This is a genomic window from Streptomyces lavendofoliae, from assembly GCF_014649735.1.
GTDB lineage: Bacteria > Actinomycetota > Actinomycetes > Streptomycetales > Streptomycetaceae > Streptomyces > Streptomyces lavendofoliae.
In genome coordinates this window covers 527,719-544,150 of the sequence record NZ_BMTP01000003.1, presented here as the reverse complement: position 1 = coordinate 544,150, position 16,432 = coordinate 527,719, and the positions used below count along the sequence as shown (strand labels likewise).

Annotated in this window: 15 protein-coding genes; 7 read left to right on the top strand and 8 right to left on the bottom strand. The window is 72.7% G+C overall.

Annotated elements, in window-relative coordinates:
• Positions 1-298 precede the first annotated feature (298 nt).
• Positions 299-1,441: an ABC transporter ATP-binding protein gene (locus IE109_RS08150; protein WP_189550050.1), complete on the top strand. Its 1,143-nt coding sequence runs from the start codon at positions 299-301 to the stop codon at positions 1,439-1,441.
• 91 nt (positions 1,442-1,532) lie between these two features.
• Here the strand turns inward: IE109_RS08150 and IE109_RS08145 are convergent, their stop codons facing one another.
• Positions 1,533-2,648 carry an alpha/beta hydrolase gene (locus IE109_RS08145; protein ID WP_189550049.1) on the bottom strand — a complete coding sequence of 372 codons (1,116 nt, stop codon included), beginning with the start codon at positions 2,646-2,648 and terminating at the stop codon, positions 1,533-1,535.
• 148 nt (positions 2,649-2,796) lie between these two features.
• Here IE109_RS08145 and IE109_RS08140 point away from each other — a divergent pair, with 148 nt between their 5' ends.
• The 6 genes from IE109_RS08140 to IE109_RS08115 all read left to right on the top strand — a co-directional run bounded on the left by IE109_RS08140 (position 2,797) and on the right by IE109_RS08115 (position 7,715).
• Complete coding sequence (locus IE109_RS08140; RefSeq protein ID WP_189550048.1) at positions 2,797-4,638, top strand: phosphatidylglycerol lysyltransferase domain-containing protein; 1,842 nt, start codon at positions 2,797-2,799, stop codon at positions 4,636-4,638.
• Positions 4,639-4,780: 142 nt separating this feature from the next.
• Positions 4,781-5,641 (top strand): dihydropteroate synthase, encoded by an 861-nt coding sequence (gene folP, locus IE109_RS08135; RefSeq protein WP_189550047.1) that lies wholly within the window; start codon positions 4,781-4,783, stop codon positions 5,639-5,641.
• Entirely contained in the window at positions 5,638-6,102 is a 465-nt protein-coding gene (locus IE109_RS08130) for a nuclear transport factor 2 family protein (RefSeq protein WP_189550046.1), read from the top strand. Before folP ends, IE109_RS08130 begins: the two co-directional genes overlap by 4 nt.
• Positions 6,103-6,233: 131 nt before the next feature.
• Positions 6,234-6,593: a dihydroneopterin aldolase gene (folB, locus tag IE109_RS08125; RefSeq protein ID WP_156693033.1), complete on the top strand. Its 360-nt coding sequence runs from the start codon at positions 6,234-6,236 to the stop codon at positions 6,591-6,593.
• On the top strand, positions 6,590-7,189 hold the full coding sequence (gene folK / locus IE109_RS08120) for a 2-amino-4-hydroxy-6-hydroxymethyldihydropteridine diphosphokinase (protein WP_189550045.1): 600 nt from the start codon (positions 6,590-6,592) through the stop codon (positions 7,187-7,189). Before folB ends, folK begins: the two co-directional genes overlap by 4 nt.
• A 49-nt stretch (positions 7,190-7,238) precedes the next feature.
• Positions 7,239-7,715 carry a DUF3180 domain-containing protein gene (locus IE109_RS08115; RefSeq protein WP_189550044.1) on the top strand — a complete coding sequence of 159 codons (477 nt, stop codon included), beginning with the start codon at positions 7,239-7,241 and terminating at the stop codon, positions 7,713-7,715.
• 92 nt (positions 7,716-7,807) lie between these two features.
• Here the strand turns inward: IE109_RS08115 and IE109_RS08110 are convergent, their stop codons facing one another.
• The 7 genes from IE109_RS08110 to dacB form a co-directional block, all read right to left on the bottom strand.
• Entirely contained in the window at positions 7,808-8,803 is a 996-nt protein-coding gene (locus IE109_RS08110) for an aldo/keto reductase (protein WP_229890742.1), read from the bottom strand.
• A 140-nt stretch (positions 8,804-8,943) separates the two neighbouring features.
• Positions 8,944-9,549, bottom strand: coding sequence for a GTP cyclohydrolase I FolE (gene folE, locus IE109_RS08105; RefSeq protein WP_189550043.1), 606 nt, complete (start codon positions 9,547-9,549; stop codon positions 8,944-8,946).
• A gap of 160 nt (positions 9,550-9,709) precedes the next feature.
• Positions 9,710-11,749: an ATP-dependent zinc metalloprotease FtsH gene (ftsH, locus tag IE109_RS08100; protein ID WP_189550042.1), complete on the bottom strand. Its 2,040-nt coding sequence runs from the start codon at positions 11,747-11,749 to the stop codon at positions 9,710-9,712.
• Between the two features lie 170 nt (positions 11,750-11,919).
• Positions 11,920-12,459 (bottom strand): hypoxanthine phosphoribosyltransferase, encoded by a 540-nt coding sequence (gene hpt / locus IE109_RS08095; protein ID WP_064067358.1) that lies wholly within the window; start codon positions 12,457-12,459, stop codon positions 11,920-11,922.
• 41 nt (positions 12,460-12,500) lie between these two features.
• Positions 12,501-13,547: a tRNA lysidine(34) synthetase TilS gene (gene tilS / locus IE109_RS08090; protein ID WP_189550041.1), complete on the bottom strand. Its 1,047-nt coding sequence runs from the start codon at positions 13,545-13,547 to the stop codon at positions 12,501-12,503.
• Between the two features lie 200 nt (positions 13,548-13,747).
• Positions 13,748-14,875: an Rv3626c family coenzyme F420 biosynthesis-associated protein gene (locus IE109_RS08085; protein ID WP_189550040.1), complete on the bottom strand. Its 1,128-nt coding sequence runs from the start codon at positions 14,873-14,875 to the stop codon at positions 13,748-13,750.
• Between the two features lie 55 nt (positions 14,876-14,930).
• Positions 14,931-16,349, bottom strand: coding sequence for a D-alanyl-D-alanine carboxypeptidase/D-alanyl-D-alanine endopeptidase (gene dacB / locus IE109_RS08080; protein ID WP_189550039.1), 1,419 nt, complete (start codon positions 16,347-16,349; stop codon positions 14,931-14,933).
• Positions 16,350-16,432 lie beyond the last annotated feature (83 nt).

Sequence of the window (16,432 nt, the reverse complement as noted above, 5' to 3'; positions counted from 1 at the left end):
TCACATCCGCCCCACCGCCCGGGCACACCTACCCGGCACCCGGTCCATCACTCCGCCCCGCTCCGGGCCCCGCCGGGCCCGCCCGGGACCGGCACCGTGCCCGACACCGCACCGGGCCGCCCAGAGTCCGGGGATTACCAGGACCTCAGGACCTCGGGACCGTCAGGACCGCCACTCGGCCCGGTGTTCGATCCGACAACGACCCTAACCCCGCCCACCGACAATCACCGCTCGTCCCCACAGCCTGGCAACACGGCCTTCACACACGCCGACGGCCACGGCGGCCACAATGGGACGCATGATCCGATTCGAGCGCGTCACCAAGCGGTACGCGGACGGCACGACCGCCGTCGACGACCTGTCGTTCGAGGTGGCCGAGGGGGAACTGGTCACGCTCGTCGGACCGTCCGGCTGCGGCAAGACCACCACGATGAAGATGGTCAACCGGCTGACAGAGCCCACCGAGGGCCGGATATTCGTCGACGGCCAGGACATCGCGGACGTCGACCCGGTGCGGTTGCGCCGCCGGATCGGCTACGTCATCCAGCAGGTCGGCCTCTTCCCCCACAAGACCGTCCTGGAGAACACCGCGACCGTCCCCCACCTGCTCGGCGTCAAACGCTCCGCCGCCCGCGCCCGTGCCGCCGAGCTGCTCGCCCTCGTCGGCCTCGACCCGTCCGTCCACGGCGACCGCTACCCCGAGCAGCTCTCCGGAGGCCAGCGCCAGCGTGTCGGCGTCGCCCGCGCCCTGGCCGCCGACCCGCCCGTCCTGCTGATGGACGAGCCGTTCGGGGCGGTCGACCCGGTCGTGCGCGAGCACCTGCAGAGCGAGTTCCTCAAGCTCCAGTCGGAGGTGCGCAAGACGGTCCTGTTCGTCACCCACGACATCGAGGAGGCGGTGCGGCTCGGCGACCGCATCGCCGTCTACGGGCAGGGCAGGATCGAGCAGTTCGACGCCCCCGCCACCGTGCTGGGCGCACCGGCCACCCCGTACGTCGCCGACTTCGTCGGCGCGGACCGCGGCCTGAAGCGGCTGTCCGTGACGCCCGTCGAGCCGGGCGACCTCGAACAGCCGCCGGTCGTCCACCTCGACGACGCCCTGCCCCGCGAACTGGGCTCGCGCTGGGCCGTCGTCCTGGACCGCGACGACAACCTGCACGGCTGGATCTCGGCCGAGCAGGCCGCCCGCACCAGCGGGACCGTGGGCGACCACGCGCGCCGCATGGAGGCGTGGCTGCCCGTCGGCGCCTCGCTCAAGCAGGCGTTCGCGACGATGCTCCAGCACGACGCGGGGTGGATCGCCGTCGTCGATGGCGAGGAGCGGGGACGTTTCCTCGGCGTCCTGACCCCGGCCCGGCTGCACGAGGCGCTGCGGCGCTCGATCGACGCGGACGCGCGCGACGTACCCCGTACGGACGTCGACCTGGAGACGGTCGGCTGATCGGGCCGCCCGGCGGGCGGTCGCTCCGCCCGCCGGGCGGTACCCCCGACCACCGGGCGGTACCCCCGACCACCGGTCGGGCCGCCGCCGGTCAGGCGGCGCTGAGCCGGCCGCTCATCCACACCAGCGCCGGCGGGATCTCCCGGTTCCAGGTGTTGAAGTTGTGCCCGCCGCTGTCGAGCGTGATCGACGAGACGCGCGCGGGTGCCTTCACCTTCCTGACGAAGGTGCGGGTGGCCGCGAGGTTCCCCTCGCCCTTCGCGGAGGTGGTGACCAGGAACGACGACGCCCCCTGCGGCAGGTGGTCCAGGCTCCACAGCAGGTCCGCGCGGTCGCGCAGGTGCCGGTCGCCGTGGAAGAGGTCCCCGGTGGTGATGTCCTCGGCCGCCCGGTAGTAGGCCGACAGGCCGGCGCCGGCCGCGTACCGGTCGGGATGGTGCAGGGCGATCTTGAGGGCGCAGTAGCCGCCGGTCGAGTTGCCGATGAACCCCCAGTTCCGGGGCGCGGTGCCGACCCGGTAGGTCTCGGAGACGGCCTTCGGCAGGTCCTCGGCGAAGAAGGTCTCGGTCCGCGGGCCCCCGGGGACGTCGACGCACTCCGTGTCGCGCGGCGGGGCCACGGTGGGCCGCATCATGACCAGGACCATCGGCTGCATCCTCCCGCTCCGGGCCTGCTCGAAGGCCGTGCGCGGGTACTTCAGCCCCTTGAGCAGGTTCTCCGCCGTGCCCGGGTACCCCGTCAGCACCACCGCGGCCGGGAAGGTCCTCTTCGCGTACGCCGGCTGGAAGTACTCCGGGGGCAGGTAGACGTACGCCGGGCTGTCGATCTTCGAGATCTCCCCCGAGACGACCACCTTCTGCACCTGCCCGCCCACCGCCGGACGGCCGCCGCCGGGGACGCCCTCGATCTTCTGCCTGCCGACGACCCTCACGTCCTTCCCGCCCGCCGGGTGGTCGACGACCACACCCATCTCCTGCTCCTGCCCGAGCAGGTCGGCCCAGGAGCCGTAGAAGAGGAAGTAGTTGTTGGCCGCGAGGCCCACGGCGGCGAACAGCGCCGCCTGCGTCGCCAGCAGCAGGCCGATCCGGCCGAGCACCGCCCGCGGGCCGCCGCGCGCCAGCCTGGGCCACAGCCACACCGTGACGGTGAACAGCAGCAGGGCCAGCAGGGCGGCCAGCGCCAGGACGGTGTTGCTGGTGAGACCCATGAGTCCGTCAAGCCTTCTTCGTCGAGATTTTCCGGGAGGGCGATGAACCCGCCCCTCACAAGCCCCGTCCTAGAGAGCGCAGAACGTCCGGGCCGAACCAGTTCCGGCCGAAGGGACACAACGAATCTTTGCGGAGCCTTGGGAAGCGATGTCTGTCACGGTAGATGGGGATAAGTCGGAAACGGTTCCGAGCCGGATGAGCCGTCTTCTGCGCGGACCACGCGCCGAGAAGGTGCCCTCCCTGGTCGGCACGGCATGCACGTTCATCGGCCTGATCGACATCGCCGCTGGGGTCTTCCCGCGCTTCCGGGCCAGCCGGATGCACGCCATCGCCGAGGTGCTGCCCGGCACCCTCGGCCCGCTCTCGGCGGCCCTCTCCCTGGGCGTCGGCGTCCTGCTGCTGCTCCTCGCCCACGGGCTCAAGCGCCACAAGCGGCGTGCCTGGCGGGCGGCCGTGGTCCTCCTGCCCGTGGGGGCCGTGGCGCAGTTCGTCTACCGCCACTCGGTCATCGGCGTGCTGTTCTCCCTGCTGCTGCTGACGCTGCTGCTGCGCCACCGCGGGCAGTTCGCGGCCCTGCCCGACCCGCGCAGCCGCTGGAAGGCGCTGGCCAACTTCGTCCTCATGGGCGCCGGTTCCATCGCCCTCGGCCTGGTCATCGTCAGCGCCCACCCGGGGAAGGTCGTCGGCAGCCCGAGCCTGAGCGACCGCCTGGAGCACGTGCTGTACGGCCTGTTCGGCGTGGAGGGCCCCGTGGGCTACCGCGGCGGCGTCGACTGGACGGTCGGCTACTCGCTCGGCGCCCTGGGCCTGCTGACCGCCATCACCACCATCTACCTCGCCTTCCGGCCCGAACACCCGGTCGCCCGGCTCACCGAGGACGACGAGACCCGGCTGCGCGCGCTGCTGGACAGGCACGGCGGCCGTGACTCCCTCGGTCACTTCGCGCTCCGCCGTGACAAGGGCGTCGTCTTCTCCCCCAGCGGCAAGGCCGCCGTCTGCTACCGCGTCGTCTCCGGCGTGATGCTCGCCAGCGGCGACCCGATCGGCGACGTCGAGGCCTGGCCCGGCGCCATCGAGCGGTTCATGGACGAGGCCAAGGCCCACTCCTGGACGCCCGCCGTGATGGGCTGCTCCGAGACCGGCGGCGAGGTCTGGACCCGCGAGACCGGCCTGGACGCGCTGGAGCTGGGCGACGAGGCGGTGGTGGACGTCGCGGATTTCTCCCTGTCCGGGCGCGCCATGCGCAACGTGCGCCAGATGGTGAAGCGCATCGAGCGCAATGGCTACGAGACCCGGGTACGGCGCGCCCGTGACCTCTCGGACGGCGAACTGGAGCGGATCCGGCGCGCCGCGGCCGACTGGCGGGGCACCGACACCGAGCGGGGCTTCTCCATGGCGCTGGGCCGGATAGGCGACCCCGCCGACGGTGACGCGGTGATCGCCACCGCGCACAAGGCGGACGCCGGCTCCGGCACGTCCCCGTACGGCGACCTGAAGGCCATCATCCACTTCGTGCCGTGGGGTACGGACGGGATGTCGCTGGAGCTGATGCGCCGCGACCGCTCCGCCGACCCGGGCATGAACGAGCTGCTGATCGTCGCCGCCCTCCAGGCCTCGCCCAAGCTGGGCATCGAGCGGGTCTCGCTGAACTTCGCGATGTTCCGCTCGGCCCTGGCGCGCGGCGAGAAGCTCGGCGCGGGCCCGGTCCTGCGGGTCTGGCGCGGCCTGCTGGTCTTCCTCTCGCGCTGGTTCCAGATCGAGTCCCTGTACAAGTTCAACGCCAAGTTCCAGCCCCGCTGGGAACCCCGCTTCGTGGTGTACCGCAACGCCCGCGACCTGCCGCGCATCGGTTTCGCCGCGATGCAGGCGGAGGGCTTCGTGAACCTGGCCCCGCCCCGGCCCTTCCGCCGCCGCGCCAACGCCGCCGCGGCCCGCCCGTGCGCCCACCTCGCCCCGGCGCGCGGCGACCACGAGGTCCGCGCCGCCTGACCCAGGCCCCGGCCCGCGCACCCCGCCGCCCGGGGCGCCGCGGTGCCCGCCCGCCCGCCGGGCCGCCCCCTCGGCGGTGGCACCGCGCGCGGTGGGGCGTTCCCGTCCGTCCCGCCTTCCGGACACCCCCTAGGCTGGACGCATGAGTACCTTGCGCGGACGGGGCACGGCCCGGGGCCTGCCCACGTTCGACCGCTGCGCGGTCATGGGGGTCGTCAACGTGACGCCCGACTCCTTCTCCGACGGCGGCCGCTGGTTCGACACCACGGCCGCCATCAAGCACGGCCTGGACCTGGTCGCCCGGGGCGCGGACCTGGTGGACGTCGGCGGCGAGTCGACCCGCCCCGGCGCCACCCGGGTGGACGAGGACGAGGAGCTGCGCCGGGTCGTCCCCGTCGTACGCGGCCTGTCGGCCGAAGGGGTCGCCGTGTCGGTGGACACCATGCGCGCCTCCGTCGCCCGCCGGGCCGTCGAGGCGGGCGCGATCCTGGTCAACGACGTCAGCGGCGGACTCGCCGACCCCGCCATGGTGCCCTCCGTAGCGGCAGCCGAGGTGCCCTTCGTCGTCATGCACTGGCGCGGCTTCAGCAAGGACATGAACAGCCTCGCGGTCTACGACGACGTGGTCGCCGAGGTGGTCGCCGAGCTGCGCGCGCGCGTGGAGGCGGTCGTCGAGGGCGGCGTCGACCCGGAGCGGATCGTCGTCGACCCGGGCCTCGGCTTCGCCAAGGCGGCCCCGCACGACCTCGCCCTGGTGGCGCACCTGGCCGACCTGCGGGCGCTCGGCCGCCCGCTGCTGGTGGCCGCCTCCCGCAAGCGCTTCCTGGGCCACGTCCTGGCCGGGGAGGGTGGCACCCCGCCCCCGGCCCGGGAACGGGACGCGGCCACCGCGGCGGTCTCGGCCATCGCGGCGTACGAGGGAGCCTGGGCCGTACGGGTGCACGAGGTGCGCCCGACGGCGGACGCGGTGCGGGTGGCCCGCGCCGTCGAGGCCGCCCGGTGAGCGACGCGGCACGCACCGACATCGAGGCGGTGGAGCTCGCCAACACCGCCTTCTACGAGGCGCTGGAGCGCGGCGACTTCGAGGAGGTCTCCGACCTCTGGATGGACGACTCGCAGGGCGTGATCTCCTGCGTCCACCCCGGGTGGCCGGTGCTCACCGGGCGCGGCGAGGTGCTCCGCTCGTACGCCCTGATCATGGCGAACACCGACTACATCCAGTTCTTCCTGACCGACGTGAAGGTCTCCCTGGCCGCCGACACGGCCCTGGTGACCTGCACGGAGAACATCCTCAGCGGCGGCCCCGCCGAGGACGGCGCCGACCTGGGGCCGCTCGTCGGGCAGCTGGTCGTCGCCACGAACGTGTTCCGCCGCACACCGGACGGCTGGCGGCTGTGGGCCCACCACGGCTCGCCCGTTCTGGCCGAAACCGGCGAGGAAGAGCCCGACGAGACCCCCTCCTGAGTGGGTAGGCGAGCAGGAGAGGAGCCCGTGGGCAGGTCCTGTCAGTGCTCGCAGGTAGATTCGACTGGTGGCCCGCGCCGTCCGCACCCGGTCGCGTGCCCGCCAGACCAACGACAGCAGGAGTGATTCGCGTGGATCGTGTCGCGCTGCGCGGCCTCAAGGCCCGCGGGCACCATGGCGTCTTCCCCCGGGAGCGCGAGGAGGGCCAGACCTTCATCGTGGACCTGGTGCTCGGCCTCGACACCCGCCCGGCGGCGGCCGACGACGACCTGGCGAAGACCGTGCACTACGGCGTCGTGGCGGAAGAGGTCGTGGACGTCGTACAGGGGGAGCCGGTCGACCTGATCGAGACCCTCGCCGAGCGCATCGCCCAGCAGTGCCTCAAGCACGCCGGCGTCCAGGAGGTCGAGGTGGTGGTCCACAAGCCGGACGCCCCGATCACCGTGCCCTTCGACGACGTGACCATCACCATCACCCGGAGCCGCGCATGAACAAGACGCACAGCGACCCGACGGTACAGCCGGTGCCCGCCTCCGTGACGGAGCAGGTCGACGCCGCCGACATCACCCTGTCCAACCCCAAGCGGGCGGTGCTCTCCCTCGGCTCCAACCTGGGCAACCGCCTGGAGACCCTCCAGGGCGCCATCGACGCGCTGGAGGACACTCCCGGCGTCCGGGTGAAGGCCGTCTCGCCGGTGTACGAGACGGAGCCCTGGGGCGTCGACCCCGGCTCCCAGCCGTCGTACTTCAACGCCGTCGTGCTGCTCAAGACCACCCTGCCGCCCGCGTCGCTTTTGGAGCGGGCGCACGCGGTGGAGGAGGCGTTCCACCGGGTCCGCGACGAACGCTGGGGCGCGCGGACGATCGACGTCGACATCGTGGCGTACGCGGACGTCGTCTCCGACGACCCCGTCCTCACCCTCCCGCACCCCCGCGCCCACGAGCGGGCGTTCGTGCTGGCACCGTGGCACGACGTGGAGCCGGAGGCCCAGCTGCCCGGCGTCGGGGCGGTCGCCGAGCTGCTCGGCGGCGTCGGCAGCGAAGGCGTCCTGCCGCGGGCCGACCTGGAACTGCGCCTGCCCGAGTAGCGTTGGGTGATCAGCAGGCACTGAACGGCGACGAGAGGAAAAGGCCCCGGTGAAACGACTGCGGCTCAAGGTACTGGCCGGACTGTTCGCCGTCGCCGGCATCCTCTCGTGGGGCGGCGCCCGGCTCTGGGAGTCGTTCGGCACCCTGCCGAGCGTTCCCCTGGCCGCGCCGGTCGTCCTCGCCGTGATCGCCGTCGTCCTGACCGCCACGGCACTGTCGCTGCGCTCCCGGCTGCGCGCCCAGCGCGAGCGGCGCCCCGACGCCAAGGGCGTCGAGCCGTTGATGGCCGCCCGCGCGGTCGTCTTCGGCCAGGCGAGCGCCCTGGTCGCGGCGCTGGTGAGCGGTATGTACGGCGGTACGGGCGTCTTCCTGCTCGGCTCGCTCGACATCCCGGCCCGCCGCGACCAGGCGATCTACGCCGGGTTCTCGGTCCTGGCCGGGATCGGGGTGATCGCCGCGGCGATCTTCCTGGAGCGGGTGTGCAGGCTCCCGGAGGACGAGGACGAGGCCCCCACCCGCGCCTGACGCCGCCCGGGGCCCGCGCCCGACGCGCCCCGGGGGCGGTCCTCCGGCCCGAGCCGGCCCGCCCGTGCCCGCCCCGCCGCCCGCCCGCCCGGCTAGAGCAGCGTGCCGCCGGAGACCTCCGTCTCCGCGAGGACCGCCGCCAGACGGTCACGGACGTCCGGGGTGAGGCGTACGTGGGCGGCGGCCAGGTTCTCCCGGATGTGCGCCGGGGTGCGGCTGCCCGGGATGGGGACCACGTGCTCGTCCTGGTCCAGCAGCCACGCCAGGGCCAGCTGCGCCGGGGTGATGCCCAGCTCGCCCGCGATGCCCCGCACGGGGGCGAAGCGGTCGTTGTTGGCGCGGTGGTTCGCGGCGTCGAACCGGGGCATGTGCTGCCGGAAGTCGCCGTCCTCCACCTTGTCGACCTTGCCGGTCAGGAACCCCGCGCCCAGGGGCGACCAGGCGACGACGCCCACCCCCAGCTCGCGGGCCGCGGCCAGCAGCTCCTCGTCGACGTGCCGCCACATGGACCACTCGGTCTGGACGGCCGCCACCGGGTGCACCGCGTGCGCCGCCCGCAGCTGGGCCGCGGCGACGTTGGAGAGCCCGAGGTGCCGGACGAGACCCGCCTCGATGAGCTCGGCGACCGCGCCCACGGTGTCCTCCAGCGGCACCTGCGGGTCCGGGAAGTGCGGGTAGTACAGGTCGATCCGGTCCGTGCCCAGTTCCCGCAGGCTCGCCTCGGCGTACCCGCGCACATGCTTCGGGTCCGCGTTCACGGCCAGCTCCCCGAAGGCGTACCCGACCGGGAAGGGATGCGGCTCGACGCCCTCCGGGAGCCGGAAGCCGAACTTGGTGGCGATGACCACCTCGTCCCGCCGTCCCCGCAGTGCCTGGCCGATCAGCCACTCGTTGTGCCCGTCGGCGCCGTAGCCGTCCGAGGTGTCGATCAGTGTGGCTCCGGCGTCGACCGCCGCGAGCAGCGCCCGCTCGGCGCGGGCGTCGTCGATCTCCCCGTACACCCCGGGCGACAGCACCATCGCGCCGAAGCCGAGAGCGGACACCTGTAGGCCGCCGAGCCGGCGGGTGGGCAGGGCATTGTCGCTCATGCGCGGCATCTCCATCCGTGGATCGCGCGGGATCCTTCAGACTTTCCGACGTACGCGCACGAGTCTTCCGGCAGGCCGCCCCCGCGTCCAATGCCTTCGGCCATAACTCCCGCTCATGGAGCGGAAATTGACGGAAATCGTCAGTGGGCCATGATGAGGCTCATCGCCTCCGCGCGGGTGGCGACGTCACGCAGCTGCCCCCGCACCGCCGAGGTGATGGTCTTGGCGCCGGGCTTGCGGATGCCGCGCATCGACATGCACATGTGCTCGCACTCGATGACCACGATCACGCCGCGCGGCTCCAGGATCTTCATCAGGGAGTCGGCCACCTGGGTGGTGAGTCGTTCCTGCACCTGGGGGCGGCGGGCGTAGACGTCCACCAGCCGCGCCAGCTTCGACAGGCCGGTGATCTTGCCTTCGGTCGAGGGGATGTACCCGACGTGGGCCACGCCCCGGAACGGCACCAGATGGTGCTCGCAGGTGCTGAACACCTCGATGTCCTTCACCAGCACCATCTCGTCGTGCCCCAGGTCGAAGGTCGTCGTCAGGACGTCCTCGGGCTCCTGCCACAGACCGGCGAATATCTCCTTGTACGCCCGCGCGACCCGCGCCGGCGTCTCCCGGAGCCCCTCGCGGTCGGGGTCCTCACCGACCGCCAGCAGGAGCTCGCGCACGGCGCTCTCAGCTCGCTTCTCGTCGAACTCGCCGATCGTGCCCTCGACGTCCAACGTCACCGGGTCGGTCATCTGTGCCTCGTTCCATGGTGCTGGGGTGCGCGCGGGACCGCGCACGCGAAAGCCGCGCCTCCCCAGGCTAGAACCTGGTCGGCGCGGCTTTCATTCCGGGGCCGTGGGCCGTGGCCGGGGCCCGGCCGGCGCCGGCCGGGCCGGGGCCCGGCCGTGCCGGTCAGCTCTCCGGGCGCTCCTCCGGGACCGCCTCCGTCGCCGGGGCGGACGGGCCGGGCTTGGTGACGTCCGTCGGCGTGGCGCCGTTGGTGCCCACCGCGCCGTTGGTCAGCGCCAGCTCCTTGGGGGACAGTACCGGCGGCCGCGTCGACGGCGTGCGCCGCGAGGAGCCGGTCCACGCCGGGCGGGCCGGGCGCTTGACGATCGGGGCGAAGATCTCGGCGATCTCCTCCTTGTTGAGCGTCTCCTTCTCCAGCAGCCGGAGGACCAGGTTGTCGAGGACGTCACGGTTCTCGACGAGGATCTCCCAGGCCTCGTTGTGCGCGGTCTCGATGAGCTTCTTGACCTCTTCGTCGACGAGCGCGGCGACCTCTTCCGAGTAGTCGCGCTGGTGCGCCATCTCCCGGCCCAGGAAGGGCTCGGTGTTGTCGCCGCCGAACTTGATCGCGCCGAGCCGCTCGGTCATGCCGTACTGCGTGACCATGGCCCGCGCGGTCGCGGTCGCCTTCTCGATGTCGTTGGCCGCGCCCGTGGTCGGGTCGTGGAAGACCAGCTCCTCCGCCGCGCGCCCGCCCAGCATGTAGGCCAGCTGGTCGAGCATCTCGTTGCGCGTGGTGGAGTACTTGTCCTCGTCGGGGAGGACCATGGTGTAGCCCAGGGCCCGGCCGCGGGACAGGATGGTGATCTTGTGGACCGGGTCGGAGTTCGGGGACGCCGCCGCGACCAGGGCGTGACCGCCCTCGTGGTACGCGGTGATCTTCTTCTCCTTGTCCGACATGATCCGGGTCCGCTTCTGCGGGCCCGCGACCACACGGTCGATCGCCTCGTCCAGCATGTGGTTGTCGATCAGCTTCTTGTCGCTGCGCGCGGTGAGCAGCGCGGCTTCGTTCAGCACGTTCGACAGGTCGGCACCGGTGAAGCCCGGCGTACGACGCGCCACGGCGGACAGGTCGACGTCCGGGGCGACCGGCTTGCCCTTCTGGTGGACCTTGAGGATCTCCAGACGGCCCTGCATGTCGGGACGGTCGACGGCGATCTGCCGGTCGAAGCGGCCCGGGCGCAGCAGCGCCGGGTCGAGGATGTCGGGCCGGTTCGTGGCGGCGATCAGGATGACGCCGCCCTTCACGTCGAAGCCGTCCATCTCGACGAGCAGCTGGTTGAGGGTCTGCTCGCGCTCGTCGTGGCCACCGCCGAGGCCCGCGCCGCGGTGCCGGCCGACGGCGTCGATCTCGTCGACGAAGACGATCGCCGGGGCGTTCGCCTTGGCCTGCTCGAAGAGGTCACGGACGCGGGAGGCACCCACACCGACGAACATCTCGACGAAGTCGGAGCCGGAGATGGAGTAGAACGGGACGCCCGCCTCGCCGGCCACGGCGCGCGCGAGCAGGGTCTTGCCCGTTCCGGGCGGGCCGTACAGCAGCACGCCCTTGGGGATCTTGGCGCCGACGGCCTGGAACTTCGCCGGCTCCTGGAGGAACTCCTTGATCTCGTGGAGCTCCTCGACGGCCTCGTCGGACCCCGCCACGTCGGCGAAGGTCGTCTTCGGGGTGTCCTTGGTGATCAGCTTGGCCTTGGACTTCCCGAAGTTCATCACCCGGGAGCCGCCACCCTGCATCTGATTCATCAGGAACAGGAAGACCACGACGATCAGCACGAACGGCAGCAGCGAGAGCAGCACCGAGACGATGGCGCTCTGCTTGGTCGGCGAGACGGTGTAGCCCTTGTCGATGTCGCCGGCTTCGTACTTCTTCTGGAGCGTGGCGGCGAGGTCGGAGCCCTGCGTGCCGATGTAGCTCGCCTGGATCTTGTCGCTGCCCTTGACCTTCTGGCCGTCCTTGAGGTCGACCTTGATCATCTGTTCGTCGCCGGTGGTCAGCTTGACCTGGTCGACCTGGTTCTTGTCGATCGCCTGGACGACCTCGCCGGTGTCCACCGTCTTGTAGCCACCGGACGAGCCGACGACCTGCATCAACACGACCACGGCGAGGACGGCCAGCACGATCCACATGACCGGCCCACGGAAGTATCGCTTCACGTCCATCCATACGGAGCGATGACGCCCCGTCCCTCCTGCCCGTAGGTAAATGCTGCTATGAGAAAAGACTGTTCTTCGGACGGTACCCCAGCATTGTCACCCGCGACCGCCTTCCCATGCTTCAACGGCGGGAGGGCGGTCCAGGTTCCCGGGGCCCGGCGGGCGCCCCGGGCGGTTCAGCCGCCGTAGACGTGCGGAGCGAGCGTTCCGACGAACGGGAGGTTGCGGTACTTCTCCGCGTAGTCCAGGCCGTAGCCGACGACGAACTCGTTCGGGATGTCGAACCCGATCCACTTCACGTCGATCGCGACCTTCGCCGCCTCCGGCTTGCGCAGCAGCGTGCAGACCTCCAGCGAGGCCGGCTCGCGCGAGCCGAGGTTCGACAGCAGCCAGGACAGCGTCAGACCGGAGTCGATGATGTCCTCGACGATCAGGACGTGCTTGCCCTTGATGTCGGTGTCCAGGTCCTTGAGGATCCGGACGACACCGGAGGACTGGGTGCCCGCGCCGTACGAGGAGACGGCCATCCAGTCCATCGTGACGGGGGTGGACAGCGCGCGGGCCAGGTCGGCCATCACCATGACGGCGCCCTTGAGGACACCCACGATGAGCAGGTCCTTGCCCGCGTACTCAGCGTCGATCTTCGCGGCGAGCTCCGCCAGCTTCGCGTCGATCTCTTCCTTGGTGATGAGCACCGACTTCAGATCGGTGCCCATGTCTTTCTCGTTCACCCGGGTCACTTTCGTTGCAGCGTGCGTCAGCCTTGCCGAATGACCAGTCTGCCACCCTGGCGGCGCGCCACGACGCGGCCGGGCAGATTGATCGCCCCCTGACCCCGCCAGCCGGTGATCAGCCGGTCCAGCTCCTCGACGTGCCGGGCGAACAGGGAGCCGGCGGGGGCGCCCTCGGCGATGGCCGCGCGGCGCAGCACGCGGCGGCGGACGGCGGGCGGCAGGGCGTACAGCTTGGCGCACTCCAGGAGGCCCGCCTCGTCCCGCACGGACGGGTCGGCGTCGGCCGCCCAGGCGTCCAGGGCGTCGGCGTCGTCGCGGCACAGCTGGGCCGTCCTGGCGAGGGCCTCGACCACGCCCTTGCCGAGGGACTTCTCCAGGGCGGGCAGCCCCTCGTGGCGCAGCCGGGACCGGGTGTAGGCGGGGTCGGCGTTCATCGGGTCGTCCCAGACCGGCAGGGACTGCACCATGCACGCCTTGCGGGCGGTCTGCCGGTCGAGCTGGAGGAACGGACGGCGGTAGCGGTCGGCGGTGCCGGAGACGGCGGCCATGCCGGACAGGGAGCGGATGCCGGAGCCCCGGGCGAGGCCGAGGAGCACCGTCTCGGCCTGGTCGTCACGGGTGTGCCCGAGGAGCACGGCGACGGCGCCGAGGCGCTCGGCGGCCTCGTCGAGCGCGGCGTACCGGGCGTCGCGGGCGGCGGCCTCGGGTCCGCCCTCGCGGCCGACGGTCACGGCGATCGCCTCGACCGGGTCGAGGTTCATCGCGGTGAGGCGGGCGGCGACCTCGGCGGCGCGCAGGTCGGAACCGGGCTGGAGGCCGTGGTCGACGGTGACGGCACCGGCGCGGACGGCGAGCTTGCGGGCCTCGAAGGCGAGGGCGGAGGCGAGCGCCATGGAGTCGGCGCCGCCCGAACAGGCCACCAGGACGAGCGGGGCCCGGCCGGACCCGGCGGCGGCTTCTTCGGTTGTCCCGGCGGTGGGGAGCGCGGGGGTGGAGTGCTCGGTGAGTACGTCGTGGAGTACGCGGCGGACCGCCAGGCGTATCGCCGCGACCGCAGGATGGGGACCCATGTCCGGTGCCCTTCGTGTGAAGTTGGGGGGTGCCTCGGTCGGAGTCTTAACGGCCGGAGCGGGGGGTTCGGTCACTCAGAGTGCGTCGATGGTGACAGAACTCGGCCGTTCCCCGAGCATCGCACGCCTACCCACAGCCCACGGTCCCTCGGATGGGTGATTGGGGAGGCGTTCTCCTGCCGTCGGCCGGATCGGGCTCCTCATTCTGCTTTACGGTGCACCCTCGCGACCCAGTCCGCCGGTTTGGCGATCTCCGCCTTGGTGGGGAGGGTGTTGGGCGAGGTCCACACCCGGTTGAACCCGTCCATGCCGACCTCGTCGACGACCGCGCGGACGAACCGCTCGCCGTCCCGGTACTGGCGCAGCTTGGCGTCCAGGCCCAGCAGCCGGCGCAGCGCCTGGTCCAGCCGGGAGGCGCCCTTGGCGCGGCGCTGCTGGAACTTCTCCCGGATCTCCGCCACCGACGGCACGACCTGCGGGCCGACGCCGTCCATCACGTAGTCGGCGTGGCCTTCGAGCAGCGACATCACGGCGGTGAGCCGGCCGAGGATCTCGCGCTGCTCGGGCGTCTGGACCAGCTCGACGAGGGAGCGGCCTTCCTCGCCCTCCTCGCCCTCGGGGCGGGCGCCGGTCAGGGCCTGGGCGGCCTCCCGCAGCCGCTCCAGGACCGTCATCGGGTCCATGTCGGTGGCGGCGAGGAATGACTGGATCTCACCCTGGAGGTGGTCCCGCAGCCATGGCACGGCCGTGAACTGGGTGCGGTGCGTCTCCTCGTGGAGGCTCACCCACAGGCGGAAGTCGTGCGGGTCGACGTCCAGTTCCCGCTCCACGTGCACGATGTTCGGCGCCACCAGCAGCAGCCGCCCGCCGCCGTTCTCGCCGGCCGGGAGCTCCCGGGTGGCGGGGGCGAACGTCTCGTACTGGCCGAGGACCCGGGAGGCCAGGAACGACAGCAGCATGCCCAGCTCCACGCCGGTCACCTTGCCGCCGACCGCGCCGAACACGGCGCCGCCGGGGCTGTTGGCGCGGCGCTCCTGCATCTTCTCCAGCAGCGGCTTGAGCAGCTCGCGGAAACCGGCGACGTTGGCCCTGATCCAGCCGGCCCGGTCGACCACCAGGACAGGGGTGTCCTCCGGTTCGTGCCCGTCGGGGATCATCCGGGTGAACGCCCGGACGTGCTCCTCGGACGCCTTGGCGTGCCGCCGCAGTTCGGCGACGACCGCGCGGGCCTCCTCGCGGCTCACCTCGGGCCCTGGGCGGACCAGTCGGGTCGCGGTCGCGACCGCGAGGTTCCAGTCGACCATCTCGGCACCACCGATGCGCGTCATGCGTCAACCGTACGTGCTCGGCGGCGGATCGGGTCAGGGTGCGGCGCCGTCCGGCTCACGGGACGAGCGCGGAGGCGAGCCTGTCGAGGGCGGGCTGGGCGGTCGCGGCGGACGGGGTGCGCCCGGCGAGGAACGCGAAGGCCAGCAGGCGGCCGTCGGCCGTCACCACCGTGCCGGCCAGGGTGTTGACGCCGGTCAGGGTGCCCGTCTTGGCGCGCACCAGGCCGGCGCCGGCCGCGCCCGGGGAGCCCGCGGTGTAGCGGTCGGCCAGGGTGCCGCTGAAGCCGCCGACGGGCAGGCCGGTGAGGACCGGGCGCAGGTGGGGGCGGGCGGGGTCGGCCGCCCGGGCGAGCAGCGCGGTGAGCAGGGCGGCGGAGAGCCGGTCGCGCCGGTCCAGGCCGCTGCCGTCGGCGAACCTGGCCCCGCCGAGCGGTACGCGCAGCTCGCGCAGCCGCTGGGCGACGGCGCGGCCGGCGCCGTCGAAGCTGGCGGGCAGGCCGGAGGCGATCGCGGTCTGGCGGGCGAGGGCCTCGGCGAGGTCGTTGTCGCTGTGGGTCAGGGCGCGCTCGACGAGTGCGGACAGCGGCTCGGACCAGGTTTTGGCGAGGGGGACGGCCTTCTTGGGCGCACGCGCGCGTGCGGGTGGTCCGGCGGTGGTGACGCCGTGCCCGCCGAGCAGGGCGGCGAAGGCCCGGGCGGTGTCGCCGGCGGGGTCGGTGGAGCGCGGGGCCGGGCCGGCGGTGGAGCCGTTCAGGCGGCCCTCGTCGGTCATCAGCGCGGTGACGGGGGCGATGTTGTCGTTGACGCCGATCGGGTGCCGTTCGGGGCCGGTGTAGCGGGAGGTGTCGTACGTCAGGGTGACGGCGGTGACGCCGCGGGAGCGCAGGGCGCGGGCGGTGTCGGCGGCCAGGGCGGTGAGCCGGGCCCGGTCGAGGGTGGGGTCACCGCCGCCGACGAGGGTGATCCGCCCGGCGTCGGGGCCGGCGACGGCCGTGGTGGGGATGCGGTGGTCGGGGCCGAGGGCGGTGAGGGCGGCGGCCGAGGTGGCGATCTTGATGGTGGAGGCGGGCGTCATGGGGGTGGTGGCCCCGCTCCCGTACAGCTGCCCGCCCGTCGTGGCGTCGACGACGGAGGCCGTGCGCAGCGGGCCGAGGCCCGGGTCGGCGAGGAGCGGGCCGAGGGCGGCCGCCAGGGAGGCGGGCGGCGCGGCGGGCTTCGGGGCGGCCTCCGCCCGCGGTACCGCGAGGGCCGTGAGGACGCCGGGGGCGCTGGGGGCCGGGGCCGGGGCGGGCCGCTGGGGACCGGGCGCGTGGTGATCTGCGCCACCTGTACGGGCCTGGGCGGCGGCCCGGGCGCGCTCGGCCGTACGCTGACCCGAGTCCCAGGGCCCGGCCAGGGTCACCGCCCCGGTCGCCAGGACGAGGCCGAGCACGGCGGAACCCGCGGTGAGCTGCACCAGCTTCGGCTCCAGCACGGCTGACCAGCCCCTTTCGCGAGCACACGGTTGCGTGAGGGACACTTAACCACTGAGCTGTGCCGTGAGCACGGCGCCCCCGG